The 24044-nt window shown below is 72.2% G+C and carries 16 protein-coding genes; 7 read left to right on the forward strand and 9 right to left on the reverse strand.

All coding sequences use genetic code 11. The features are described from left to right. Window positions 1-139: 139 nt before the first annotated feature. On the reverse strand, window positions 140-1177 hold the full coding sequence (locus ADL12_RS46285) for a LacI family DNA-binding transcriptional regulator (protein ID WP_062714858.1): 1038 nt from the start codon (window positions 1175-1177) through the stop codon (window positions 140-142). A 126-nt stretch (window positions 1178-1303) separates the two neighbouring features. Here ADL12_RS46285 and ADL12_RS46290 point away from each other — a divergent pair, with 126 nt between their 5' ends. Continuing rightward, the gene (locus ADL12_RS46290; RefSeq protein ID WP_062714859.1) at window positions 1304-3439 is read left to right on the forward strand and encodes an alpha-galactosidase; all 2136 of its coding nucleotides are present in this window, start codon (window positions 1304-1306) and stop codon (window positions 3437-3439) included. 65 nt (window positions 3440-3504) lie between these two features. On the opposite strand, the gene ADL12_RS46295 is transcribed toward ADL12_RS46290, so the two are convergent. Continuing rightward, window positions 3505-4143 carry a TetR/AcrR family transcriptional regulator gene (locus tag ADL12_RS46295; protein WP_062714964.1) on the reverse strand — a complete coding sequence of 213 codons (639 nt, stop codon included), beginning with the start codon at window positions 4141-4143 and terminating at the stop codon, window positions 3505-3507. A 543-nt stretch (window positions 4144-4686) separates the two neighbouring features. On the opposite strand from ADL12_RS46295, the gene ADL12_RS46300 reads away from it, so the two are divergent. Genes ADL12_RS46300 through ADL12_RS46310 form a run of 3 tightly spaced genes read left to right on the forward strand, consistent with a single transcriptional unit; the run spans window position 4687 to window position 16471 of the window. After that, entirely contained in the window at window positions 4687-5946 is a 1260-nt protein-coding gene (locus tag ADL12_RS46300) for an MFS transporter (protein WP_062714860.1), read from the forward strand. Continuing rightward, a complete protein-coding gene (locus ADL12_RS46305) occupies window positions 5946-9200 on the forward strand; it encodes a type I polyketide synthase (protein ID WP_062714861.1) in 3255 nt (1084 codons plus the stop codon). The genes ADL12_RS46300 and ADL12_RS46305 overlap by 1 nt, the downstream gene beginning before the upstream one ends. Further along, window positions 9197-16471 carry a MupA/Atu3671 family FMN-dependent luciferase-like monooxygenase gene (locus tag ADL12_RS46310; protein ID WP_244188291.1) on the forward strand — a complete coding sequence of 2425 codons (7275 nt, stop codon included), beginning with the start codon at window positions 9197-9199 and terminating at the stop codon, window positions 16469-16471. The genes ADL12_RS46305 and ADL12_RS46310 overlap by 4 nt, the downstream gene beginning before the upstream one ends. Before the next feature lie 69 nt (window positions 16472-16540). Here the strand turns inward: ADL12_RS46310 and ADL12_RS46315 are convergent, their stop codons facing one another. Together ADL12_RS46315 and ADL12_RS46320 are read right to left on the reverse strand one after the other, a co-directional pair. Next, on the reverse strand, window positions 16541-16888 hold the full coding sequence (locus ADL12_RS46315) for a hypothetical protein (protein WP_062714862.1): 348 nt from the start codon (window positions 16886-16888) through the stop codon (window positions 16541-16543). A 108-nt stretch (window positions 16889-16996) separates the two neighbouring features. Beyond that, complete coding sequence (locus ADL12_RS46320; RefSeq protein WP_062714863.1) at window positions 16997-17959, reverse strand: GlxA family transcriptional regulator; 963 nt, start codon at window positions 17957-17959, stop codon at window positions 16997-16999. A 156-nt stretch (window positions 17960-18115) separates the two neighbouring features. On the opposite strand from ADL12_RS46320, the gene ADL12_RS46325 reads away from it, so the two are divergent. Together ADL12_RS46325 and ADL12_RS46330 are read left to right on the forward strand one after the other, a co-directional pair. Next, the gene (locus tag ADL12_RS46325) at window positions 18116-18577 is read left to right on the forward strand and encodes a DUF2269 family protein (protein WP_062714865.1); all 462 of its coding nucleotides are present in this window, start codon (window positions 18116-18118) and stop codon (window positions 18575-18577) included. Between the two features lie 113 nt (window positions 18578-18690). Beyond that, the gene (locus ADL12_RS46330; protein WP_062714867.1) at window positions 18691-18909 is read left to right on the forward strand and encodes a hypothetical protein; all 219 of its coding nucleotides are present in this window, start codon (window positions 18691-18693) and stop codon (window positions 18907-18909) included. A gap of 6 nt (window positions 18910-18915) precedes the next feature. On the opposite strand, the gene tgmB is transcribed toward ADL12_RS46330, so the two are convergent. The 4 genes from tgmB to ADL12_RS46350 form a co-directional block, all read right to left on the reverse strand. Further along, window positions 18916-19890, reverse strand: a complete 975-nt coding sequence (gene tgmB / locus ADL12_RS46335) for an ATP-grasp ribosomal peptide maturase (protein WP_062714868.1) — start codon at window positions 19888-19890, stop codon at window positions 18916-18918. 16 nt (window positions 19891-19906) lie between these two features. After that, a complete protein-coding gene (gene tgmA, locus ADL12_RS46340; protein WP_062714870.1) occupies window positions 19907-20098 on the reverse strand; it encodes a putative ATP-grasp-modified RiPP in 192 nt (63 codons plus the stop codon). A gap of 118 nt (window positions 20099-20216) precedes the next feature. After that, window positions 20217-20513: a DUF1232 domain-containing protein gene (locus tag ADL12_RS46345; protein WP_062714872.1), complete on the reverse strand. Its 297-nt coding sequence runs from the start codon at window positions 20511-20513 to the stop codon at window positions 20217-20219. Window positions 20514-20723: 210 nt separating this feature from the next. Beyond that, a complete protein-coding gene (locus tag ADL12_RS46350; protein WP_063806820.1) occupies window positions 20724-21890 on the reverse strand; it encodes a TRM11 family SAM-dependent methyltransferase in 1167 nt (388 codons plus the stop codon). Window positions 21891-22057: 167 nt separating this feature from the next. Here ADL12_RS46350 and ADL12_RS46355 point away from each other — a divergent pair, with 167 nt between their 5' ends. Continuing rightward, entirely contained in the window at window positions 22058-22720 is a 663-nt protein-coding gene (locus ADL12_RS46355) for a maltokinase N-terminal cap-like domain-containing protein (protein WP_062714874.1), read from the forward strand. Window positions 22721-22745: 25 nt separating this feature from the next. Here the strand turns inward: ADL12_RS46355 and ADL12_RS46360 are convergent, their stop codons facing one another. Next, window positions 22746-23909: a hypothetical protein gene (locus ADL12_RS46360; RefSeq protein ID WP_107120210.1), complete on the reverse strand. Its 1164-nt coding sequence runs from the start codon at window positions 23907-23909 to the stop codon at window positions 22746-22748. Window positions 23910-24044 lie beyond the last annotated feature (135 nt).

The following is a 24044-nucleotide window of genomic DNA, read 5'->3' on the forward strand; positions in this document are numbered from 1 at the left end:
CTTTCGCGAACGGGTGGTTCAGGAAGCAGGAATCAGAACAGCGGTGCTCGTGCGGCGCGTTCGGGGACTGTGCGGTGGTTCAGGGACCGTGCGGCGGGTTCCGGGATCGTGTGGCGGGTTCAGGGATCGTGTGGCGCGTTCAGGCGCCGGCGGGCGGCGGACCCGAACTCTCCCGGACCACCAGCTCCGGTACGGAGACGGGATGCGGGGCGATCTGCGCGTCCTCCTCCACCACCCCGTGCAGCAGGGCGAACGCGGCCCTGCCCAGCCCGGTGAAGTCCAGGCGTACGGTCGTCAATGACGGGGTCAGATAGGCGGAGTGCGGGGCGTCGTCGAACCCGGCCACGCTGACGTCGCCGGGGACGGAGCGGCCGGCCTCGTGCAGGGCGCGCAGCACCCCGAGCGCGAGGTCGTCGTTGCCGCACAGGATCGCGGTGACGGCCGGGTTCCGCGCCAGCTCCAGGCCGGCCGCGTGGCCGCCCGCAGGGCCCCAACTGCCCTGCACGGGGCGGGGTTCGGGAGCTCCCGCCTCCTTCAGCGCCTGCTGCCAGCCGCTGGTACGGGCGCTGGTGCGCCGGGTGCTGGACGGGATGGCGACGTAGTGCACCGTCTCGTGGCCCAGGGAGAGCAGGTGACGGGTCGCCTGGTAGGCGGCCTCGCGGTCGTCGGTCCACACCCAGGGGCGGTCGCCGCCGGGCGGGCTCGCCGGGGTCTCGACCACGCCGACGACCGGGAGTTCGGAGGGGACGGCGCTCAGCGCCCGCACACCCGCCGGATCGTAGGCGATCACGACCAGTCCGCCGCCCGCGTCCGCCGCACGCTGCACCTCGGCGGTGACGGCGGCTTCGTCCGCCGATTCCAGTACGCCGATCCCGACCGCGTAGGAAGCCGCGCGGGCGGCCTCCTCGATGCCCTGAAGGATCGACGCGTAGCCGTAGTGGGTGGTGTTCGCGGTGAGTACGGTCACGGCCCTGCTGCGTCCGCTGGCCAGGGCGAGCGCGGTGGCGTTGCGCCGGAAGCCCAGTTCGTCGATGGCGGCGAGCACGCGGTCCCGGGTCGTCGGCTTCACGCTGGGATGGCCGTTGATCACCCGGGAGACGGTCTGGTAGGAGACGCCGGCTGCGGTCGCGACGTCCCTGATGCTCGCTGGGCGCCTTGTGTGACCGGTCACATTCATGCCAGGATTGTGACCGGTCACATCAGGGACGTCAAGAGACCGTAACGAGGGATTCACGCGGCTGACGCGACCACCTCCTGCGGGTACGGGCAGGCGGGGTCGGAAGGGAAAGGCACCTTGACCGGAATGGCGGATGTGGCGCAGGAGGGTTCCCCTCACCCGCAGGACGAGTTCAGTTGGGGTCATGCGGCCCTGCGGGTCGACTTCGCCGTCGCCGCTGACGGAACACTGCGGCTCGTCGGACTGGGCCGTCCGGGGGAGGTGCGTGTCGCCGACCCGGAATCCGCCCTCCCGCTCGTCGAGCTGACCGCCCTCGGACACGGCAGCGGCTGGTCCGGCCCGCGGTTCACCGGCACGGCCTTCGGTACACGCCTGAAGTACCGGGACCACCACACCGGCAGGCGGGGCGAGGGAGAGTGGCTGACCGTCGAACTCCACGACCCGTCCACCGGGCTGACGGCGTTCGTCGAGCTGACGTCCCCCAGTGCACTGCCGGTGCTCCGCTCCCGTGTGCGGCTGCGCAACGACGGCCCGCAGCCCCTCGTCGTCCAGTCCGTCAGCAGCCTGCTGATCGGCGGCCTGCCGGCACCGGACGCCCTCGATGTGCACCGGGCCCGCAACGACTGGCTCGCGGAGTGCCGTTGGTACGCCGAGCCGTTGCGCGCCACCGTCGCCGACATCAACGTCGACGCCCATCAGCACGACAGCCGGTCCGCCCTCGTCCTCACCGGCCGCGGCAGCTGGCCCACCGACGGTCATCTGCCGATGGGGGCGCTGACGGACCGGGGGAGCGGGCGGACCTGGCTGTGGCAGATCGAGTCCCCGGCCGGCTGGCGCTGGGACCTGGGCGAACGGGCGCATGGCACGTATCTGGCGCTGAACGGCCCCACGGACGCGGAGCACCAGTGGCGGATCCGGCTCGCCCCGGGGGAGGAGTTCACCACCGTGCCGGGAGTACTGGCCGTCGGCTCCGGGTTCGACGCGGCCATGGGCGCGCTGACCTCGTACCGCCGCGCCATACGCCGCCCGCACCCGGACCACACCGCACTCCCCGTAGTCTTCAACGACTACATGAACACGCTCATGGGCGACCCGACCACTGAGAAGCTGCTGCCCCTGATCGACGCGGCGGCTCGGGCGGGCGCGGAGTACTTCTGCGTGGACGCCGGGTGGTACGACGACTCGGCGGACGGCGGCTGGTGGGACAGCGTCGGCGCCTGGCAGCCCTCCTCGCGCCGCTTCTCCGACGGCGGAATCCGGGCGGTCCTGGACCGGATCCGGGAGCGCGGCATGGTGCCCGGGCTGTGGCTGGAGCCGGAGGTCGTCGGCGTACGCAGCCCGGTCGCCGCCGCGCTTGCGCCGGACGCCTTCTTCCAGCGCGACGGCGTACGCCTCACCGAGCAGGGCCGCCACCAGCTCGACCTGCGTCATCCGGCCGCCCGCGCCCACCTCGACAAGACGGTGGACCGGATCGTCGGCGACTGGGGCGTGGGCTACCTCAAACTGGACTACAACATCGTGATCGATCCAGGCACCCTCGCTCCCGGGGACCTGGCGCCGGGAGCCGGGCTGCTCGGTCACGCCCACGCCTACCTGGACTGGCTCTCCGAGGTGCTGGACCGGCACCCGCGGCTGGTGATCGAGAACTGCGCCTCGGGCGGGCTGCGGATGGACGGAGCCACGCTGGCCGTCACCCAACTCCAGTCCACCAGCGACCAGCAGGACCCGCTGCGCTACCCGCCGATCGCCGCCGCCGCACCGACGGCCGTGCCGCCCGAACAGGGTGCCGTCTGGGCGTACCCGCAGCCCGGGTTCGACGACGATCTGATCGCCTTCACCCTGGGCGGGGCACTGCTCGGGCGGATCCATCTGTCGGGCCATCTGGACCGGATGTCGCAACGCCAACTCGCCCTCGTGCGGGATGCGGTGAGCACGTACAAGACGATCCGCCCGGACCTCGCGCGGGCCGTGCCGTTCTGGCCGCTGGGTCTGCCCGGGTGGACGGACGAGTGGCTGGCCCTGGGGATGCGGTCGCCCGATGACCGTACGTCGTACATCACGGTCTGGCGCCGCGGCGGCGAGCCCGAACTGAGCCTGCCTCTGCGGCACTTGGCGGACGGGGAGGTCCGCGTGGAGATCCTGCACCCGTCGTCCGCGCCGACCGGCTCGGCGGTCTGGGACGGGGCCGGGCTGCGGGTGGCGCTGCCCCGCACGCCCGGTGTCCTGCTGGTCCGTCTCACCGCGGGCGGCTTGGTTCCCTGACCGGGAATCCGGTCACCTCCCGGCAGTACAGGGCGAACGGTCGGCGTGACCCAGCGGGCAGGGCACTACCCGGTCTGAGAGCGCACTGCCGCCATGCGGGCCGCGGCGTCGTGGACGAGTCGTGCGTGCAGCTCGAACAGTGCCACCAGGTCGACGGTGTCGCCGGTGACCTCCCGGTGTACGAACAGGCCGTCGGCGCCGGCGACGGCGTAGGCGGTGAGGGTGTGGACGGCGTCCTCGTCCAGGCCGGGGAACAGGGTCGTGACCACTTCGGCGATCTTCTGGTGGGTGATGTCGCGGACCTGCCGGAACACCGTGCGGCCCCGGGGTTCGGTCGGGCGCCGTTCCAGGGCGAGCATGAGGCCGAGGCGCAGGAAGTCGGGGGCGTCGACGAGCGACTTCGCCACGTTCGCGGCCATGGCGGTGACCCGCTCCAGGGGCGTGCCGGTGTCCTCGCCCGGCAGCTCCACGGCCGTGAGCCAGGCCTCGAAGCTGCGCTCGATGACCGCGGCGATCAGGTCGTCCTTGTCCTTGAAGTGCCAGTAGATCGAGCTGGCGGGCAGCCCGCACTTGGCGCTGACGGCCGCGATGGAGGTGCCGTCGTAGCCGCGCACACCGGCGATCTCCACGGCGGCGTCGAGGATACGCTGCCGTGACTCCACCCCGTTCGCGTGCTTCCTGCGTGCCGTCTGCGGCCTGGTCATGGGGGTGCCTCTCCGGTGCGCGCAGCGGTGAAGGCCGCGTTCCGGACCGCCGTGCACAGCGAACGCCGGCTCGGGGCACCCGTCGTCTGCCCCGAACCCGGAACCGGCGACCGGGCCCCGCGCCAGACGGCGCAGCAGCCGGCCGGCCTCCTCGCGCTGTGCCTCGGTCAGGGTCATCCCTCCGGATGGACGCGGTTCCCGAGAGGCGTTCCGAAATCGCCAAATGCGGACCGGAAATCGTCTGGACCTCACTGGAGCCTTGAACGCCCGCGGCCGGGTCTGCTTGGGTGACGGACCAATGGCCGCTGTCCGGCGGCTTTTAGGGGGAATGGTTTTTGTGCTGGGCCGGCAATGGGGGCATGAACACGCCGTGCGACAGCGGTGCGCACCGACGCACCGGGGGCGGTCGGGGCCGGTGACCGGGTCTTGGCGCCCGTACCGCGGCCTGCCGCCCGCCCGGACCGCCCGCCGCCACTGAGCCGGCGGGCAGGACATCCCGGCCTCACATCACTCACACCCTTCATGCAGACCAGAGGAAGGTGCATGAGGTATTTCCGTCTGCTCGTTCTGGGCAACGGCATCTCGGCGTACGGCAGCTACCTGAACATGGTGGCGCTGAACGTCTTCGTCTACGACGCCACGGGCAGCGCGCTGGCGGCCGGCCTCTTCATGGCCGTCCGGCTGGCGACGAGTGTCGTGTCGGGCTGGGTGAGCGGCAGTCTCGTCTCGGCCTACGACCGCAAGCGCTTGATGGTCGGCGCCGACCTGTGCCAGGCCGCGGCGCTGTTGACGCTGCTGCTCGCCCCCGACGGGACGCGTCCCGGACTGCTGTACGTCCTGGCCGTGGTCACCGGCGGCTGCTCGACGCTGTCCCAGGTGGCCCTGCGCAGCAGCATCCCGGAGATCGTCGGCGCGGAGCACCGCGTACGCGCCAACGGGTTTCTGGTGACCGGGCGTTCGCTCGCCATGATCGCCGGGTTCGCGTCGTCGGGCGTGGTGGTGGCGCAGCTCGGCTACTCCGCGGCGTTCGCGCTGGACGCCGCGACCTTCCTGGTCTCCGCGACGGTGCTGTTCCTGCTGCCCGTACGCACCAGGGCGGCCAAGGATGCCGCCGGCGGCGGTTCCGCGGAGTCCTCCGGCGCCGCCCGCTGGACGGCCCGGATGCTGCTGGGTACGGCCCCGCTGCTGGTGGCGATGATCGCCGTCCGGGCGGTCGACGGGCTGGGCTCCTCGTCCCACAACGTCGCCCTGCCGATCTACTCCAGCAGCCTGGACCCCGACCATCCGGCCACGTTCATCAGCCAGTTCTGGGCCACCTGGGCCCTCGGCAACATCGTCGCCCAGCAGGTGATCGGGCGGGTCACCAAGAAGACCGGGCGGACACCGGGGGAGCGGGCGTTCGCGCTCGGCGCCTGTGTGATGTCGGCCGGGTTCATCGTCGTCTTCAGCGGACTGCCGACCGTGCCCGCCGTCATCGCCGCGCTCGTCGCCGGAGCCGCCGACGGATTCACCGAGATCGTCTACGTGTCGAGGCTGCAGACCGCACCCGACGAGCAGCGCGGCCGCCTCTTCGGGCTCTCCGCCTCCGCCGAGAACACCGGCTTCGGCCTGGGCATGCTCGTGAGCGGCGCCCTGCTGGAGACGTTCTCACCGCTGCAGGTGGTGGCCTCCTTCCACGGCCTCGCGATCGCCCTGTGCGCGGCGTTGCTCCTGGTGCTCCTCAGCCGGGGCCGCACACGCGAGTCCAGCACTGAAGAAACGGTTGGCCGGGGCAAGGCGACGGTGACGGAGGGACACGGCTGATGGCCACGAGCGACCTCGACCCGCGGATGGCCGTCATCGGCATGGCCTTCCGGCTGCCCGGCGCCGAGACCCCCGAGGAGCTCTGGCGCGTCGTCCGTGACGGCATGGATTGCATCACCCGTTTCACGGAGGAGGAACTGGCCGCGGCCGGTGTCCCCGCCGAGGAATACCGGGCGGCGGACTTCGTCGGTGCCTCCGGTGTGCTCGACGGCATCGCCGGCTTCGATGCCCAGCACTTCGCGATGAGCGCCCGCGAGGCCCGGCTCACGGACCCCCAGCACCGCATGCTCCTGGAATGCGCCCAGCACGCCCTGGAGAACGCCGGCTATCCGGACGAGCGGGACGGCACCCGCGTCGGCGTCTACGCCAGTACCGGATACCACCTGTACACCCTGCAGAACTACCTCCTCAACAACGTCCTGCCCACCGAGGCCGCCACCGACTGGATGGCGGGCATGCAGATCACCGTCGGCAACTACGCCGACTTCACGGCCACCCGCGTCGCCCACCGGCTCGGCCTGACCGGACCCGCCGTCAACGTCCAGACGGGCTGCTCCAGTTCCCTGGTCGGCGTGCAGTCGGCCGCACAGTCGCTGCTCCTGGGCGACTGCGACATCGCCCTCGTCGGCGCCACCGCCGTCCATGTGCCGCAGGTCCTGGGCTACCGCTACGTCAAGGGCTCGATCCTCTCCAAGTCCGGCCGCCTGCGGGCCTTCGACGCCGGCGCCGACGGCACCGTGGGCGGCACGGGCGTCCTGACCGTCGTACTGAAGCGGCTGGCCCGGGCCGTCGCCGACGGCGACACCATCCACGGGGTGATCCGCGGCTGGGGCATCAACAACGACGGCGCGGACAAGTCGGCGTTCACCGCGCCGAGCGCACGGGGCCAGCGCGCGGCCATCCGCCAGGCGCTGCGGCGGGCCGGCGTCGGCGCCGACACCATCGGCTACCTGGAGACCCACGGCACCGGCACCCTCAAGGGCGACCCCATCGAGTTCGACGGCGCCGCCGGCGCCTTCCGCGAGGACACCGACCGCACCGGCTACTGCGCCCTCGGCTCGACCAAGGCCAACATCGGCCACCTCGACGCGGCCTCCGGACTGGCCGGACTCGTCAAAACCCTGCTGGTCCTGCAGCACGGCGTCATCCCGCCGATGGCGAACTTCAGCGAGCCCAACCCCGCCATCGACCTCGACCACAGCCCCTTCTACATCCCCCGCACGGCCCGGCCCTGGCCCCAGAGCGACGTGCCCCGCCGCGCGGGCCTCACCTCACTCGGCGTCGGCGGCACCAACGTCCATCTGATCCTGGAACAGGCCCCCGAACCCACGCCCAGGACCGACGCCGCCGCCCTGCCGGATGTGCTGCTGGTCTCCGGAAGCAGCCAGGAGGCCCTCGCGGACAACGCCCGCGCCCTGCGCGACCGGTTGCGGCAGTCACCCTCACCCCACGTGGCGGACCTCGTCACCACCGCCGCCCTCGGCCGCGCCCACCGCCGCCACCGGCTCGCGGCCCGAGGCTCCACGCCGGCCGACCTCGCCGACGCCCTCGACGCCTGGCTCGGCTCAGGCACCGCAGCGACGGTCACCGCGGGGACGGCACCGCAGGAGGGCGCCGCGCGCGTCGCGTTCCAGTTCACCGGTCAGGGCAGTCAGTACCCGGGGATGGCCGACGCCCTCCACGAGCGGTTCCGCGCCGCACGCGAGGTGCTCGACGCCTGCGCGCACCACTACCGCGACCTCACCGGCGACTCGCTGCTCGCGGCCCCGTCCGGGAACACGGACACCGAGCAGCCGGCCCTGTTCGCCCTGCAGTGCGCCCTCGTCCGGCTGTGGCGGGACGCCGGTGTCGAACCGTATGCCGTGACCGGGCACAGCGTCGGAGAGTACGCCGCCCTGTACGCGGCTGGTGCCCTGTCGCTCGACGACGGTCTGCGGCTGACCACGGTGCGGGGCCGGCTGATGCAGCAGCGCTGCGCACCCGGCGCGATGGTGGCGGCGCCGCTCGACCGGGAGACCGCCCTCGCCCTGGCCGACGAGGTGCCCGGCCTGGAGCAGGCGGTGACCAACGGGGCACGCGCCCAGGTGCTCGCCGGGCCGGCCGAGGCCGTGGAGCGAGCGTGCGCCCTGCTGGACGAGCGCGGCACACCGGGGCAGCGGCTGCCGGTGACGCGTGCCTTCCACACCACCCTTATGGAACCGATGATGGAGGAGTTCCGGAAGGTCCTCGACGACGTGGACTTCCGGCCGGTGCGCGTCCCCTTCGTCAGCGCCCTGGACGGCGTGACCCGCCCGCCCGGCTGGACCCCGGACGCCGACCACTTCGTACGGCACACCCGCGAACCCGTCCGTTTCGACGAGGCGCTGCGCGGCATCGGCGCACAACAGCCCGACGTACTGCTCGAGATCGGGCCGCATACCACCCTCAGCGGTCTGGCCCGCCGGGCGCTGCCCGACCTGCGGTCGCTGCCGTCGCTGCGGCGCGGCACCGGGCTCGGCTCACTCTGGGGTGCGGCGGCGGGGCTGCACTGTGCGGGGGCGGACGTCGACTGGCGGGTGCTCCTGGCCGGCAGCGGGGGCAGGCGCGTCCCGCTGCCCGGATACCGATTCCAGCACAAGGACTACTGGACAGGGCCGGCGCCGACCGCCCTGAGCACGGGAAGATCAGCGAGAGAGGGAGCCGAAGTGGTTCAGCAAGAGGCAGCGGTCGCGCGGGTACTCCACAGCATCGTCGAGGCGACCGCCCGGCATCTCGGCGAGGATCCCTCGGCGATCGTCGGTGACGCGTCCTTCTTCGACCTCGGCGCCGACTCGCTGCAGATGATCAGCGTGCTGCGGGAGCTGGAGCAGGAGCACCAGGTCAAGGTGACGATGCGGCAGCTGTTCGAGGAGACGGGTACGCCGCGGCGGCTCGCGGAGTTCATCGTGGCCCGCATGCCGGACGCCCCCGGCGACGCACCGCAACCGCCCGCCGCCCCCGATCCCGTGCCCACGGCCGCCGTACCCGCCGTACCCGCCGTACCTGTCGTGCCCGTCGCACCCGTGGTGCGCCCACCCGCACCCACTCCCGAGCCCGCCCCCGCCGTCACCGGACCCGCTCCCGAGTACGCGACCCGCGAGGAGCTCGAGGACCTCGCCCAGAAGATCCAACAGATGTCCCGGATACAGCTGCAGATGATGTCCCAGCTCTCTCAGCTGCTGGCCCTCCAGACCGCGTCGGTGTCCGAGCGGCTCAACGGCAAGGTGGCCAAGTGACCGGCCTGAACGGCATATCCGCCGCACTGGACCGGGACCTGGCGGCGATGACCGAACTCTCGCAGCGCATCGCCGAGCAGATGGGCACCGGCCCCCACGTCCCGGAGCAACAGTCCCCGGAGCCGCCGCGCGTCCACGGCCCCCGGGTGACGGTGGCGAGGACCTCCGGCATGGTGCAGGACGCCTCCCCGCGCTCTCAGCAGGAGCACCTGGACGACCTCGTACGCCGCTACACCGCCAGGACTCCGACCTCCAAGCGGATCGCCCAGCGCTACCGCCGCGTCCTGGCCGACAGCCGTGCCGTCGTCGGCTTCCGCAGCGGCACCAAGGAGATGCTGTATCCCATCGCGGGCCGCCGGGGGAGCGGGGCACGGCTCGAGGACGTCGACGGCAACGAGTACGTCGACATCACGATGGGCTTCGGCGTCCTCCTCTTCGGCCACGAACCGGACTTCGTCACCGAGGCCGTCCGCGAGCACCTGTCCCGCGGCATCCAGCTCGGCCCGCGCACCACCGAGACCGGCGAGGCGGCGGAACTGCTCGCCGAACTGACCGGTCTGGAGCGGGTGGCGTTCGCGGGCTCCGGCACGGAGGCGAACTCCGCCGCCATCCGCCTCGCCCGCGCCGCCACGGGCCGCGACAAGATCGTCACCTTCCTCGGCGCGTACCACGGCCACGCCGACAACGTCCTCGGCCGCACCTCGGGCAGCGGCGCCGACCAGCTCACCGTGCCCGTCTCCCGAGGCGTCCCGCAGGCCGCCGTCTCCGATCTGCTGGTCCTCGACTACGGCAGTGGCACCGCCCTGGAGACGATCGCACGGCACGCCGACGACATCGCCGCGGTCGTCGTGGAGCCGGTGCAGAGCCGACACCCCTCGCTCCAACCGGTCGAGTTCGTACGGAAGCTGCGCGAACTCACCCGTCGCCACGGCATCGTGCTGCTCTTCGACGAGATGCTGACCGGCTTCCGCCCCGCCCTGCGCGGCGCACAGGACCTGTACGGCGTCACACCTGACCTCGCCACCTACGGCAAGCTCCTCGGCGGCGGCTTCCCCATCGGCGCCATCGCCGGCCGCGCCGACATCATGGACGGCGTCGACGGCGGCTTCTGGTCGTACGGCGACGACAGCTACCCGCCCGCCGACACCACCTTCTTCGGCGGTACGTACATCCAGCACCCGGTCTCGATGGTCGCCGCACGCGCCGTACTGACCCACCTCAAGGAGCACAGCCCCCACCTGCAGGAGCGCCTCAACGCGCGTACCGCCGAACTGGCCGCGACACTCAACGGCTTCTTCGAGGCCGAGGAGTATCCGCTGCGGATGAGCCACTTCGGCTCCCAGTTCCGCTTCGAGCACCGCGCCGACCTGGAGCTCCTCTACCACCACCTGATGGTGCGCGGCGTGCACGTCTGGGAGTGGCGCAACTTCTTCCTGTCCACCGCCCACTCGGACGGCGACCTGGAGTTCGTGGCGGACGCCGTACGGGATTCGCTGCGCGAGCTGCGGGCTGCCGGCTTCTTCCAGGGCGGCCGGCCGGTGGCACCGCAGGCCGCGCCACCACAACCGGTGTCACCCGAGCCACCGAAGCCGACACCGGCCGCGCCGGCACCCGCCCCCGTGGCCTCCATGGCCTGGAACGCCGCGGCCGTCGCCGAGTCCCGTGCGGCATCCGCGAGCGAACCAACCGCACGCACCACCGACTTCAGCGTCTACTTCTTCGGCGACTACCCGCAGGACGCCTCGACGCCCCGGCACGGCCAGTACGAACTCCTCATGGACGTCGCCCGGTTCGCCGACCGGCACGGCTTCCATGCGCTCTGGATGCCCGAGCGGCACTTCCACTCCTTCGGCGGCCTCTTCCCCAACCCGGCCGTGCTGGCGGCCGCCCTGTCCCGTGAGACCGAGCGCATCCGGCTCAACGCCGGCTCCGTCGTCCTGCCCCTGCACGACCCGATCCGGGTCGCCGAGGAGTGGTCGATGGTCGACAACCTCTCCGGCGGGCGCGTGGGCATCGGCGTCGCGAGCGGCTGGAGCGCCAAGGACTTCGTCTTCTTCCCCGAGCGTTTCGGTCGGCACAAGGAGCTGATGTACGAACAGCTCGAAGAGGTACGGAAGTTCTGGCGCGGGGACGCAATGCGCCGGGCCGGCGGGGACGGCGAGGCCGAGGTACGGCTCTTCCCACGGCCCGTGCAGGACGCCCCGCCGCTGTACACCGCGGTGGTCGGCAACCCGGCGTCCTACGAACTCGCCGCCCGCCACGACCTGGGCATCGTCACCAACCTGATGACCCAGAGCGTCGAACAGCTCCGCGAGAACATCGCCCTGTACCGGCGCACCCGGGCCCAGCACGGCCTGGACCCGGACGCCGGGCGGGTGGCCGTCCTGCTGCACACCTACCTCGCGGACGATCACGACACCGCGAGAACCGAGGCGTACGAACCGCTGTCCCGTTACCTGCGGGCGTCGCTGTCCGTGTTCAGCGGCGTCACCAACAGCCTCGGGCACAGCATCGACCTGGCCGAGCTGAGCGAGGACGACCTGGACGCGGTGTTCCGCCGCGCCTACGGCCGGTACTGCGACCAGCGCGCCCTGATCGGCACGGTGGACAGCGTCCGTCCGGTGGTGGACGCGGTGACGGCTGCGGGCGCCAACGAGATCGTCGCCCTCGTCGACTTCGGCGTCGCGGAGGACGCGCTGCGCGGGGGACTGCCGCACCTGGACGCGTTGCGCCGCCGATACCGCCGGCGGACCGAGCCCGCGGTCACCGAAATGGCCGCCGCCGACGCACCGTTGTCGCCCGGCCAGGAACGGATCTGGTTCCTGGAGCGTCTGCTCCCGGGCCGTACCGCCTACAACGAGATCAAGGCGATCCGCCTCGACGGCCCGCTCGACGTCCCGGCCCTGCACGCGGCCCTGCGTGGCCTCGTCGCCCGGCACGAGGGCCTGCGCACCGTGTTCCGGGAGAGCGGGGGCGAGCCGCGCCAGGTGGTGCGGCCCTCCGCCGAGCCGGACTTCGAGGTCGTGGACGGAACCGCACTCCAGGAGGTCCTGTCCGCCGAGAGCGCACGCCGCTTCGACCTGGCGGACGGCCCGCTGTTCGTGACCCGACTGGTCAGGCTCGCCGAGGCGGAGCACGTCCTCGTCCTGTCCCTGCACCACATCGTGGTCGACGCGGCATCCGCCACCGTCCTCGCCCGCGACCTCTCTGCGCTCTACCGCAGCGAACGCGACGGCACCGCCCCCGAACTCCCCGCCCTCACCTGGAGCTACGCCGACCACGCCAGGGAACAGGCGGCGGCCGCCAACAGCCCCGAGGCCGACGAGGACCTCGCCCACTGGCGCCGTACCCTCGGCGGCGACCTGCCCGTCCTAGCCCTCCCCACCGACCGGCCGCGCCCGGCGACGATGACCTCCAACGGCCGGGCCCTCTTCCACACCCTCGACCCGGAACTCTCCCGGCGGCTGCGCGAGTTGAGCCGCGCCCGCCGCAGCACCCTTTTCATGACCCTGCTCGCCGGGTACGCGGCGATGCTGCACCGGGTCACCGGGCAGACGGACATCGTCGTCGGCACCCCGATCTCGGACCGGCCCGAACGGGCCGAGCACCTGGTCGGCTTCTTCGTGAACACGCTCGCGCTGCGCCTCGACCTCTCCGGCGATCCCGAGTTCGGCACGCTGCTGGACCGGGTGCGCACGGTCGCCCTCGATGCGTACGACCACGCGCGGGTGCCCTTCGAGACGGTGGTGCGCGAGCTCGCGCCGCCCAGGGCGGTCGACCGGACGCCGGTGTTCCAGGTGTTTGCCGAGTTCCAGCGGGCGGAACCGTTCCGGTTCGAACTGCCCGGCGTCGAGGCCACACCGCTGGACGCGGGGCCGGACAAGTCCCTGACGGATCTCACCGTCTACTTCACCGACCAGCCGCACGGCATCCGCTGCCATCTGGAGTACAACACCGACCTGTTCGACGAGGACACCGTCGACCGGTTCTTCGCCACCTTCAGGGACCTGCTCGCGGCGGCGGTCGACTCACCCGAGGCACCGCTGTCCCGGCTCGCCCCCGCAGACGTCCACACCGCCGCCGACGGGGAACCCGTACCGCCGTCCTGGCAGCGCGGCCCGTCCCGCCCGCTCACGGACACCACCGTCCACGACCTCGTCGCCCGGCAGGCGGCCGCGCTGCCCGACCGCACGGCCGTGATCACCGGCGGCAGTCGACTGACGTACCGCCAACTGGACGACAGGGCGGAGCGGTTGGCTGCCGCTCTGCGGGAGCAGCAGCCCGCAGGCGGTGAGGTGGCCCTGTGGCTGCCCCGCTCCGCCGACCTCGTCGTCGCCATGCTCGCCGCGCTCAAAGCGGGCCGCGCCTACGTGCCGCTCGACCCGTCCCTCGGCCCCGTGCGCGCCGAGCAGGTCATCGCCGAGTGCGGGGCCCGGATCGTGGTGTCGACGCGCGACGATGCGGCCGCCCTGAAGCTGCCGGGGGGAGTGACGGTCGTACGGCCGGACGCGACCCCGCAACACTCACCGCGCACCGCGTCCGCCCCCGACCGCCAGTCCCCGTGCTGCGTCCTCTACACCTCGGGCAGCACCGGCACCCCCAAGGGCGTCGTGGTGACGCACCGCGGCGTCGTCGACCTGTGCGAGTGGCAGCACCGGCGCTTCGCCTTCACCTCGGCCGACCGCAGCGCGGTCGTGTGCAGCCAGAGCTTCGACGCCTCGCTCCTGGAGATCTGGCCGGCGCTGACCGCGGGAGCGTCGGTCGCGATCGCCGACGAGGAGCTCCGCAGGGATCCGCTCGCCCTGGCCCGGTGGTACGGCGAGCAGGGCGTCACCTTCTCCATCCTCCCCACCGCCCTGGGAGAACAGCTGCTGCGCCTCCCGCCGGGCGACCAGCCGCCGCTGCGCCATCTGCTGCTCGGCGGTGACGTGCTGCGCACCCGGCCGCGCCCCGAGGCGCGGTACGAGACGGTGAACGTGTACGGGCCCACCGAGGTCACCGTCCTGTGCACCACCCAGACCGTGGCCCCGCAGTGCCCGGACCCCGCCCGTCCGATCGCGATCGGACGCCCGGTCGACAACGTACGGCTGAGCGTGCTCGACGAGTCCGGCAGCCCCGTGCCCGTCGGCACGGTGGGGGAGCTGTACGTCGGCGGGCCGGGCGTGACCCGCGGCTATCTGCACCGCCCCGAACTCACCGCGGAGCGCTTCCTGCCGGACCCGGACTGCGGTCCGGACGCCCGCCGGTACCGCACCGGCGATCTGGTCCGCTGGAGCGGCGACGGGACCTTGGAGTTCTGCGGCCGGGCCGACGACCAGGTGAAGATCCGGGGCTTCCGGGTCGAGCCGGAAGAGGTCTCCCGCGTGCTCAACGCCCTGGACGGCGTGCGCGAGGCGGCCGTGCCGGCCCGCCGCAACGACCGCGGCGAGGCGTACCTCGCGGCCTATGCCGTCCCCGCCGACCCGATCGGCGCGGCGGCCGAGGACCGGCAGGCATATGCCGACCACCTGGCCGAGGAACTGGCCGCTCGGCTCCCGGAGTACCTCGTGCCGCGCGCCTGGCGGATCCTGCCCGCCCTGCCCGTGACGGGCAACGGCAAGCTGGACCGATCCGCGCTGCCCGCACCCGACCTCGTCACGTCGGCACCCGGCCGCAGGCCGAGCGCCGTTGCAGGGGAGGCGGCGGAAGGCAACCGCTCGGACGTCGAGCGACGGGTACGGGAGCTGTGGGCGGCCGAGTTCGGCGTCGACGCCGATGGCATCGCGGCCGACGCCTCGTTCTTCGAGCTGGGCGGTCACTCGATCACCGCGATGCGGCTGGTCAACCAGGTACGGGAGGAATTCGGCACCGAGTACCCGATGCTCCGCTTCTACCAGGCGCCGACACTGCGGGCCATGACGGCCCAACTGGCGTCGGCTGCGGGCGATCTGACGGCGAGTGCGGCCTCCGAGGCCGACGACGGGCCCGGCACGGTGGAGCGCCGGGCACCCGCCACCGCGCAGCAGGCCCGCTTCGCCGCGGTACACGCCGACCACCTCCTGCCGCAGGTGTTCAACGTGGCCCTGCGGATCACCCTCTCCGGTGACCTGGACGTGGCCTCCCTGCGCACCGCCCTGACCCGGCTCGTCGAACGGCACGAGGGTCTGCGGACCCGCCTGGCCCCCAGCGGGGACGGCTGGGAGCAGCAGGTGCTGCGGCCCCGCTCGATGGAGCTGCCGGTCGAGGACCTCACCGCCCTGCCTGCGGACGAACGGCGGGCCGCCGTCGAACAGGCCAGTGCGGAGGCCGCCGAGACCCCGCTCGATCCCACCGACGGAGCCCCGGTGGCGCTGCGCCTCCTGCGCACCGGCGAGAGGACCTGGGTCCTGCTCCTCGTCCTGCACCACTCCGCCTGCGACGGATGGTCCGTCAGCCTGCTGCTGAAGGAGCTGGCCGCGCTCTACGGCTCCGCCGTCACAGGCGAGCCTCACGCGCTGCCGCCCGTGCAGTGCCAGCCGGCGACGTACGCGCGATGGCAGCGGGAGCAGGCCGACGAGTCCGCCGACGAACGGAAGTTGCGGTTCTGGCTGCGCGAGCTCGACGCAGTGCCGTTCACGGTCGACCTGCCGCTGGACCGGCCCCGGCCGAAGAGGGCGAGCGGGCGGGGCGGCGCCGTGATGTTCACCGTGCTGGCCGAGGTGCGGGCCGCCGTCGAGCGACAGGCGCGACAGCGGGGAACGACGCCGTTCGTGGTCACGGCCGCGGCCCTGGGCCGCATGCTCGCGCAGAAGTCCGAACAGCGCGACGTCGTGTTCAACATCTCCTACGCCAACCGCGAGCGCCGGGAGTTCGAATCCCTGCTCGCCTGCACGATCACCGGCTTCGCGCTGCGTGTCCGGGACGCGGCGGCCGGTTCCTTTGCCGCCCTGACGGACCGCGTCGCCCGTACGGCGGTGGAGTGCATGGACCGCGCCCTGCCGGTGCGCCGGATCGCCCCCGCGTTGCGGGAGCGCACGGGCGTCGACGTACCGGACCGGCTGGACGTCGGCTTCGCCTACCAGAGCACGCTGGACGCGGAGGTCGAACTGCCCGGCCTGACCACGGCCGTCGAGGACCTCGCCCCCGCCGCGGCCCGCACGGAACTCAGCTTCGGCCTGGTCCCGGCCGGGGACGAACTGAAGGGCTTCGTGGAGTACTCGGCCGACCTGTGGGACCGCACCACGATCGAGGGCTGGACCCGCGACTACGTCGCCCTCCTGCGCGAGGAGGTCGACCGGGCTCTCGGTCACTGATCCACGTCCGCGACGCCGTCCCGCGGTGCGCCGATGAGGGCGCACCCGGCCCGGCGGCGTCGCGGACGCTCACGCGGCGCTGCTGCTCCGCGGCATCCCGTGCCGGCAGGTCACGTCGTGCTCACTGCCGAGACTCGTCCACCAGCGCTCGCAGCACGCCGAATCGAGCTCCGCACGAACGATCGCCTCGGCGGCGTCGCCGTTGCGCCCCGCCCGGGCGATCAACTCCAGGAGCCACCGCCGCTGTTCACCGATCACGGTCTCCCGTACGACGGCGATGACCGGCACCAGACTGGCGGCGGCGAACAGGCACGCGGCCCACATGGGGCCGTGCCGGAACGCGAGGACCGAGGTCCAGGCGAGCCCCGCGCTCGTGGCGATGTAGAGGACACAGAGGAGGCGGCTGGAGCAGTTCATGGGAGTACACCGTCCTTGGGGAGGATCGATACCCCTTGTCCAACTACTGACGGCCCGCGTGGTCTCGGGTGATTTTTCCCACCGTGACTGATCAGGGCGATCCACCGGTTATGACTGGGCGCCGACCACGGCCTTCCCCTGGAACGCGGAGCGGTAGGCATGCGGCGTGGTGCCGACCACCCGGCGGAAGCGCTCACGGAACGCCGTCGGCGAACCGAACCCCGCCTGCCGCGCGATCCGTTCGATCGGATGGTCGCTGTTCTCCAGCAGATACTGGGCCCGCCGCACCCGCGCCCGCAGCAGCCACTGCAGCGGAGTGGTGCCGGTCTGCTCACGGAACCGGCGGCTGAAGGTGCGCTCACTCATCCCCGAACGCTCCGCCATCGCACCCAGGGTGATCTCCCCGGCCAGATTGTCCTCGATCCACTCCAGCAGGGGTTCGAGGGCCGAGCCGCGCGGTACGGGCGGGTGCTCGTGCACGATGAACTGCGCCTGCCCGCCCTCCCGTTCGAGGGGGACGACGGACATGCGTGCGGTGTGCGCTGCCACGGCCGACCCCAGATCCCGCCGGATCATGTGCAGGCACAGGTCCAGCCCCGCGGCGGCTCCGGCGGAGGTGAGGATCTGCCCGTTGTCGACGTACAGCACGTCCGGCTCCACCCGGACGTCCGGGAAGCGCCGCGCCAGCTCATCGGTGGCCATCCAGTGGGTGGTGGCGCGCAGTCCGTCCAGTAGGCCGGCCTCGGCCAGGACGAAGGCGCCCACACACACGGAAGCGATCCGCGTGCCGGCCTGCGCCGCCTGCCGCAGGGCCGTCACCACGTCAGGGGAGGGCGGCCCGGCATCGTCGCAGCCCGGCACGATGACCGTGTCCGCGTCCGCCAGCCCGTCGAGCCCCCGGTCGATCCGCAGGCCGAAGCCCTCCGTGCGCACCTCCGGCGACTCGGCACACAGCCGGACCCGGTAGGGACGACGGCCGTCCGGCAACCGCGTCCAGCTGAACATCTGGAAGGGCGTCGCCATGTCGAACGGCACCACGCTGTCGAGAACCAGAATCGCCACGGTGTGCATGAATGACACCCTAGGCGGAATCCCGCCACACGCATAAGCCCAGGTGGCGCAGGCGGAATCGGACGAAAGACCGGACTGGACTGTTGGCGAGAACCTGTTGGAAGCTGTCATTTCAGCCTCTGTCCGATCACCCGTGGCCTCCCTAGCGTGGGGCGGGTGACCAAGATCCTCCTCACCCTTCACGTCCTGGCCGCCATCGTCGCCGTCGGCCCCGTCACCGTCGCGGCCAGCATGTTCCCGCCGGCCGCGCGCCGCGTCCCGGCGACGGACGGGGCGGTGGCGGTGGGCACCGTCCAGCTCCTGCACCGCATCTGCCGCGTCTACGGAGCCATCGGGGTCGCGGTGCCCGTACTCGGCCTGGCCACCGCGCTGGCCATGGGCGTCCTGGGCAGCGGATGGCTCATCACGTCCATCGCCCTGACCGCCGCGGCCGCCGGAATCCTGATCGCCTTCGTCCTGCCCCGCCAGGAGGAACTCCTCGAGCAACTGAACGCCGAGAAGCCCGTCGAGCACGCGGCCACCGTTCAACTCGCCATGTTCACCGGCATCTTCAACCTGCTGTGGGTAACCGTCACCGTCCTGATGGTCGTCCGGCCCGGCTCGACGACGGGTGCCTGACGTCGGCCGTCAAGCGCTCTGGCAGAATTCGCACCTCAGTGTGCGTCGGCGCCTAGACTCGACAGCCGTGCCCAAATGCACACAGGGCCACGACATGAAAGGCGCGTTGACGGGTGTTCCAGGATTCCCCCATTTACGACCGGCTCATCGCGGAGCGCGGCGACATTCCGACCCAGGTGCGCCGGGAGGCCGAACGCGTCAGCAGAGAAGTCGAGTTCGCCATGCAACCGCTGCTGCAGTCCGGCGGCCACGCACCGCCTCCCGGACGCCCGGGGCCCCCGCCCCCGACCTGGCAGCGCGGCGCCCTGCCGCCCGGCCCGCAGCAGCTCTGAGCACGGTCAGGGAACCTGCGCGCGCGCCCCGTTCACCCGCGACGGCCGCCACGAGGCAGGTCGGGCAAGCCACTCGGCGATGCCCAGGGCGATCGGCTGACCCGTGTCCACCTCTATGAACCCGAACTGCCCCGACTGATTGCACTCCAGGAACCACCACGTCCCGTCGGCGTCCTCCGCGAAGTCGAAGGCGCCGTAAGCGAGTTCGGCCTCCCGCATGTACGCGCGGACGGCCTCGGCGACACGCGGCGCGACCTCGACGGGACACCACGGCACGTCGGACGTGTCGAAGCGGACGTCCACCTCGGCCTCGGCGTCGGTCGCCCTGCGGGCGGCCAGCAGCCGCTCGCCCACCACCGTGAGGCGGATGTCGGCCCGCTTGGCGACGCGCCGTTGCAGCAGGGTGGGCCCGAACGCGACGGCGGAGAAGTCCGCGTCCGGGGCCACCCTGCTGGTCGGCACCGCCCGCGGCGGATCCTGCGGATGCGTGCCCGACACCGGCTTGACCACCAGATCCGGATAGCGATCGGCGAAATCGCGGGCGGCCTGCGGGAACGTCGTGATCAACGTGGCCGGCACGGGCAGCCCGCAACGCTGGGCCACCCGCAACTGCCACGGCTTGTGACGGGCCCGGCGGGCCGCGTCGGGATGGTTCATCCAGCGGGCGTCACAGCCGCGCAGCATGCCGTACAGCGCCTGCCCGGCCTCCTCCGTCAGCCAGCCGGAAGGCACGGCCGCCCGGGCCGCCGCGGTCCCCGGCCTGCGTATCCAGACCGACCGCAGCCCCTCGATGCTCACCAGGCGCCCCGCGGACGACAGATGGCCGCGGAAGGCGCCGTGCACATACTCGCCCGACAGAGCGACCCCGCCGGTCAGGTCGGCGGGATCGAGTCGGACCACCGGGACGCCGGACGCGTTCAGGTGCACGACCACCATGTCCGCCGTCACGTCCTCTTCGCTGGTCAGAATCAAGACGGTCATCGTCGCCGGCCTGTGTTCAGTCGTCGAAGTGGGTCTTCGAGCCCGCCGTGGACGTCGTGGTCCCCAGCTCCCGCATCAGAGCGTGATCACGGGCGGCTATCCGCCCGTCACTGAGCACGTTCAACTGCAGACCGGAGTCGTAGACGTACGGAGTGCTGACCTCCAACTCCGCGGCCGGCCGTGCATAGTTGAGCGCGAACGGTTGCATCGTCTCTCCCTCACAGGTGCTGCTCCGATCGAGCGTGGTCACCCAGCGGCGTCGTTCGGTCCGCCGACGGCCATAGGGTTCCTCTTACTTAAACGAATCGAACGAGTGATTGGTTTCCTTACTTTCTGTAACCAACGGCGTCCGGCGGTTCCGCATCGGGAGAGCGGCGCAGGGTACGCAGTGCCAGCAAGAGCACGCCGATGTCGTCCAGATACACCGGATCCGGCACCAGATCGGCGGGCAGAACTAAGTAGGCGACGGCACCCCAGAACACCCATCGCGGTCCGGTCGGCAGCCCGGCACGCCTCAGCACGCGCCGGGTTCGCACCAGCCGCACCAGGACACCGACGGCCACGGCGAGCACTGCGGCCGCGAGGGCCACGGCGACGACGATCACTGTGGTGGTCGACTCCACGGACCCTCCTCCTGCCGGCGGTGCGCACGACACACTGCTGGTCGGATTCCCCCTTGCGGCGTGCGCATTGCATGACGGCGGTCACCTGGCGGCCCTCGTCACCCGTCAGGACGAAAGACGCGCAACCGGTCCCGACACCTGCCTGGGCAGGAGCCGGGATCCGCCCACCACGCCCACCGAAGGCAACCCGCCGGACGCAGTACGCGACACCTACGAGTCCTGCGCAGCCGCCGTACGCACCGCGAGTGGGCGAGTGCGGCCCTCGGCCTGCGCCTGCCGCCGGGCCCGACCGCGTCTGCGGTCGCGGCGGCGTTCGAGGCGGACCAGCAGCGGACGGCTGCCGAACAGACTCAGCTGCTGTACGTGGACGGGTGTCAGGCCGAGCGCCAGGGCGTGGCCCAGTCCGTGCGCCTCGGGCAGCAGCACGATCGCGCGCCCCTCGTCGGTGAGGACGCGGGCGAGTTCGCGCCACCATAGCTCCGGGTGCCCGGCGAGGCGTCCACCCGCGTCGACCTGTTCTCCCCAGGGCGGGTTGCACAGGACACGGTCGATGCTGCGGTCGGCGACCGGGAGCGCGCCGGCGTCGCCGGGCTCGACGGCGACCGGCAGCGGCCCGGCGTTCTGCCGTGCCGCCCGGCGCGCGGCCGGATCGAGGTCGAACCCGAGCAGCGTGGTGCCCGGCACCGTGTGGTGGGCCTCGATGAGCAGCGTCCCCGCTCCACAGCACGGGTCCAGCACCCGCTGCCCCGGCCGCAGTTCGGCCGCCTGGGCCATGGCGGCGGCGACCGGCGGGTGCAGGGTGCCCGCGACGGTCGCGTTCTTGTAGGCGCGCCGGTGCGCCGGACGCCGCCCCAGGCGGAGCAGCAGGGTGGCGTGGGCGCCGTCCAGCGTCAGCCGCCACCCGCTGTGGCCGGGCGGCGCAGGCTCGCCGTGCCGGCGCGCGTGGTACGGCACACCGGCTCGCTCGGCCAGTACCCGGCCGACGGCGTCCTCGATGTCGTACCGGTTGTACGTCCTGCGCCCCAGGAAGGACGCCGAGACCTCGATCTCGCCGAACCCGGCCGGCCCGCCGCGGCCCTGCCGTTCCCGCGCCAGTTCCTCCAGATCGACCGCACAGGCCATCTCGGCCAGGGCGCCCAGGTCGCTCTTGTGCGGACCGATGTCGTCCCGGCGGCGGGCGAGGAGGAAGACGTCGTCGGCGGTCCGCAGCCGCACCGTGCCGTCGTCGCTGCCGCCGTTGCCGGCATGGGTACTGGTAGGGGTCCGGAAGCCCACCTCACGGTGGCCGATCCATTCGATGCTCGCGGAACGCGTCCGCAGAATCTCCGTGCCGAGTGCGGGCTCCAGCCCGCGTACGCACCGCGCAACCATGCGCATGATGCCGTCTTCTCCCACGTCGCAGCCCGGGACGGTGGAAGACCGCCCCGCATCGCCGGCGCCGGGTCGAGCCGCGCAGTGCCGACGGAGTGGCTAGCGGAGGGGGAAGAAGTACGTCATGATCGAACAGGCTATCAGGGCGTCAACTTCCGTGAGAGCCTGCGGGCATGGCCATCATTCACCACACCACCCTCAAACCGACCAAGCTGGAACTGCTCACCTCCTGGCTGCCCTCCCGCCCGTGGTACGGCGGCGCCGGTGAACCCAGGCTGGCCAAGGCCGGCGGCTTCCGGCTCGACGACCCGCAGGGCGAGGTCGGGATCGAGTTCATGGTGGTCACCGACGCCTCCGGTGCCGAGCCGATCAGCTACCTGGTGCCGCTGACCTATCGCGGCGCCCCTCTCGACGGTGCGGAGGACGCCCTCGTCGGGACCATGGAGCACGGAGTGCTGGGGCACCGCTGGGCCTACGACGGCTGCCACGACCCGGTACTGGTCGCCCAGTTGTGGGCCCTGATGGAGGGGCGGGTCCAGGCTCAGGCGCAGAGCATCACCGACGCCGTCGACGAGGAGGTCACCCGCTCCTACGCCGGTGCAGGCCTCACGTCGACGGAGGCCACGGCCCCCGCCACCGACGCCCCGGAGGGCACCGTGCTGGCCGCACCGGACGGCTCGACCCTCCGTCTGCACCGGGTCCTGCGGCCCGCCGCGAACGCCGCATCGCTCCTTCCCGAAGGAGCTATCGGCCATGTCGGCGGCGCCTGGCAGCTGCCGGACGGCACCCGCGTGCGCGGGCTGTTCGCCGCTCTGCACACCGGCGCCCGCGGCTAGTTGTGTCCCTCCGACGGGACAGGCCCTAGCGGTCCGACGTCTCCGCCTGCTCCTCGACGGCCTTGCCCTCCGGCTCACGGTCCGCGCCAGGCCCGGGCCTGCGAGCCCAGGCGGGGACCTTGAGGCGCTCGAAGGTCCGGGTCAGCTGCTGGAGCGGGGAAGCCGTCGGGGCCGCGTCCGGCTCGGGCCGCGCCTCGGGCTCGGCTCCGGCGGACTCCCGGTAGGCCGCCAGCGCTGCGTGGGCCTGCTCGGCGGCCTCCCGGTACAGGTCGCGGGACTTCGTCATCGCCTCGAGCGCCTCGGCGTACATCGCCACGAGCTTGCGCTCACGGGCGAGTTCCTCTTCCAGCGTCAGCAGCCGCCAGTCCTCCCGCAGGGCGGTGACGGCCTCCTCGCCGCCCTCGGGCAGCGGACGCGGCAGCGCGGCGAACCGCATGACGGCGTGGATGAGTTCGGCCGGTTCCGAGCCGTCGAGAAAGACACTGCGTACGGCGAAGTCGTCGGCGTCGTAGCCGGACGAGGCCGCAGTCCCCGGCAGCACCACGGCACCACCGCGCGGCACCTGCACACCGAAGTCCCGCAGGGCCCAGTTCACGACGCGCAGCTGATGGGGCGCGGCGCGATGCTCGACCACGCGGTGCCGCAGGCTCGGCGGCAGCATCCCGGCCAGGGGAACGCGGCCGCGCTCGTCCGTGGTCATGGCCTCGTGGACGACGACATGGACGCTCCAGCCGTCGCGCGCTGAGTCCCGCAACACGCGTCGTACGGCCTTGTCGTCCGAGGGGAGGGGGTTGATGTCCGTCAGGCGCAGGCCCGTGACCGCATCGTGGTCCCAGGCCGCGTCCGGCTCCTGCGGCCAGAACATGGTGGCCGGCGAGGGCCATCGCGGGTCCCACGGGGCCTCCGCCTCCGCGACCAGCACCCACTCCTGCCCTTCGGCGGAGCCGCGCTCGAGGGTCAGCCGGGCCCGCACGGTCACCGCCTCGGCGACCCGCCATCGAGCCTCGAAGATCCACTCCTGGGCGCCCTCGGGCCCGGGCACCTCCAGACAGTCATCTATGACCCGGCTGTCCTTGAGCTGCCGCAGACTGAGCCGGAGTACGTCTTCCGCGGCGGGGCCGACGTGTCGGCCACGGGCCGACCACACCGAGGGCGGGATCGTGGGGCGGGCGCTGGAGGAGCTGGGCATGGGTCCATCTGTGGGCGGGGGTATGTGTCCGTACCAGTATCGTCGCCGCAGATGGATGCCGATCGGGCGGGGGGTCCGCACACGGGGTGTGCACGATCCGCATAGCCCGGCCGCCGCTCACTCGTGGCCCGTACC

Source organism: Streptomyces regalis, assembly GCF_001509475.1.
Taxonomy (GTDB): Bacteria; Actinomycetota; Actinomycetes; order Streptomycetales; family Streptomycetaceae; genus Streptomyces; species Streptomyces regalis.

What these genes read in the sequence shown, in the direction of transcription:
- ADL12_RS46290 (WP_062714859.1), top strand. Translation starts at nt 1,304, where the DNA reads ATGGCGGATGTGGCGCAGGAGGGTTCCCCTCACCCGCAGGACGAGTTC.
- ADL12_RS46300 (WP_062714860.1), top strand. Translation starts at nt 4,687, where the DNA reads ATGAGGTATTTCCGTCTGCTCGTTCTGGGCAACGGCATCTCGGCGTAC.
- ADL12_RS46350 (WP_063806820.1), bottom strand. Translation starts at nt 21,890, where the DNA reads ATGCGCATGGTTGCGCGGTGCGTACGCGGGCTGGAGCCCGCACTCGGC.
- tgmB (WP_062714868.1), bottom strand. Translation starts at nt 19,890, where the DNA reads ATGACCGTCTTGATTCTGACCAGCGAAGAGGACGTGACGGCGGACATG.
- ADL12_RS46355 (WP_062714874.1), top strand. Translation starts at nt 22,058, where the DNA reads ATGGCCATCATTCACCACACCACCCTCAAACCGACCAAGCTGGAACTG.
- ADL12_RS46305 (WP_062714861.1), top strand. Translation starts at nt 5,946, where the DNA reads ATGGCCACGAGCGACCTCGACCCGCGGATGGCCGTCATCGGCATGGCC.
- ADL12_RS46320 (WP_062714863.1), bottom strand. Translation starts at nt 17,959, where the DNA reads ATGCACACCGTGGCGATTCTGGTTCTCGACAGCGTGGTGCCGTTCGAC.
- ADL12_RS46315 (WP_062714862.1), bottom strand. Translation starts at nt 16,888, where the DNA reads ATGAACTGCTCCAGCCGCCTCCTCTGTGTCCTCTACATCGCCACGAGC.
- tgmA (WP_062714870.1), bottom strand. Translation starts at nt 20,098, where the DNA reads ATGCAACCGTTCGCGCTCAACTATGCACGGCCGGCCGCGGAGTTGGAG.
- ADL12_RS46285 (WP_062714858.1), bottom strand. Translation starts at nt 1,177, where the DNA reads ATGAATGTGACCGGTCACACAAGGCGCCCAGCGAGCATCAGGGACGTC.
- ADL12_RS46360 (WP_107120210.1), bottom strand. Translation starts at nt 23,909, where the DNA reads ATGCCCAGCTCCTCCAGCGCCCGCCCCACGATCCCGCCCTCGGTGTGG.
- ADL12_RS46295 (WP_062714964.1), bottom strand. Translation starts at nt 4,143, where the DNA reads ATGACCAGGCCGCAGACGGCACGCAGGAAGCACGCGAACGGGGTGGAG.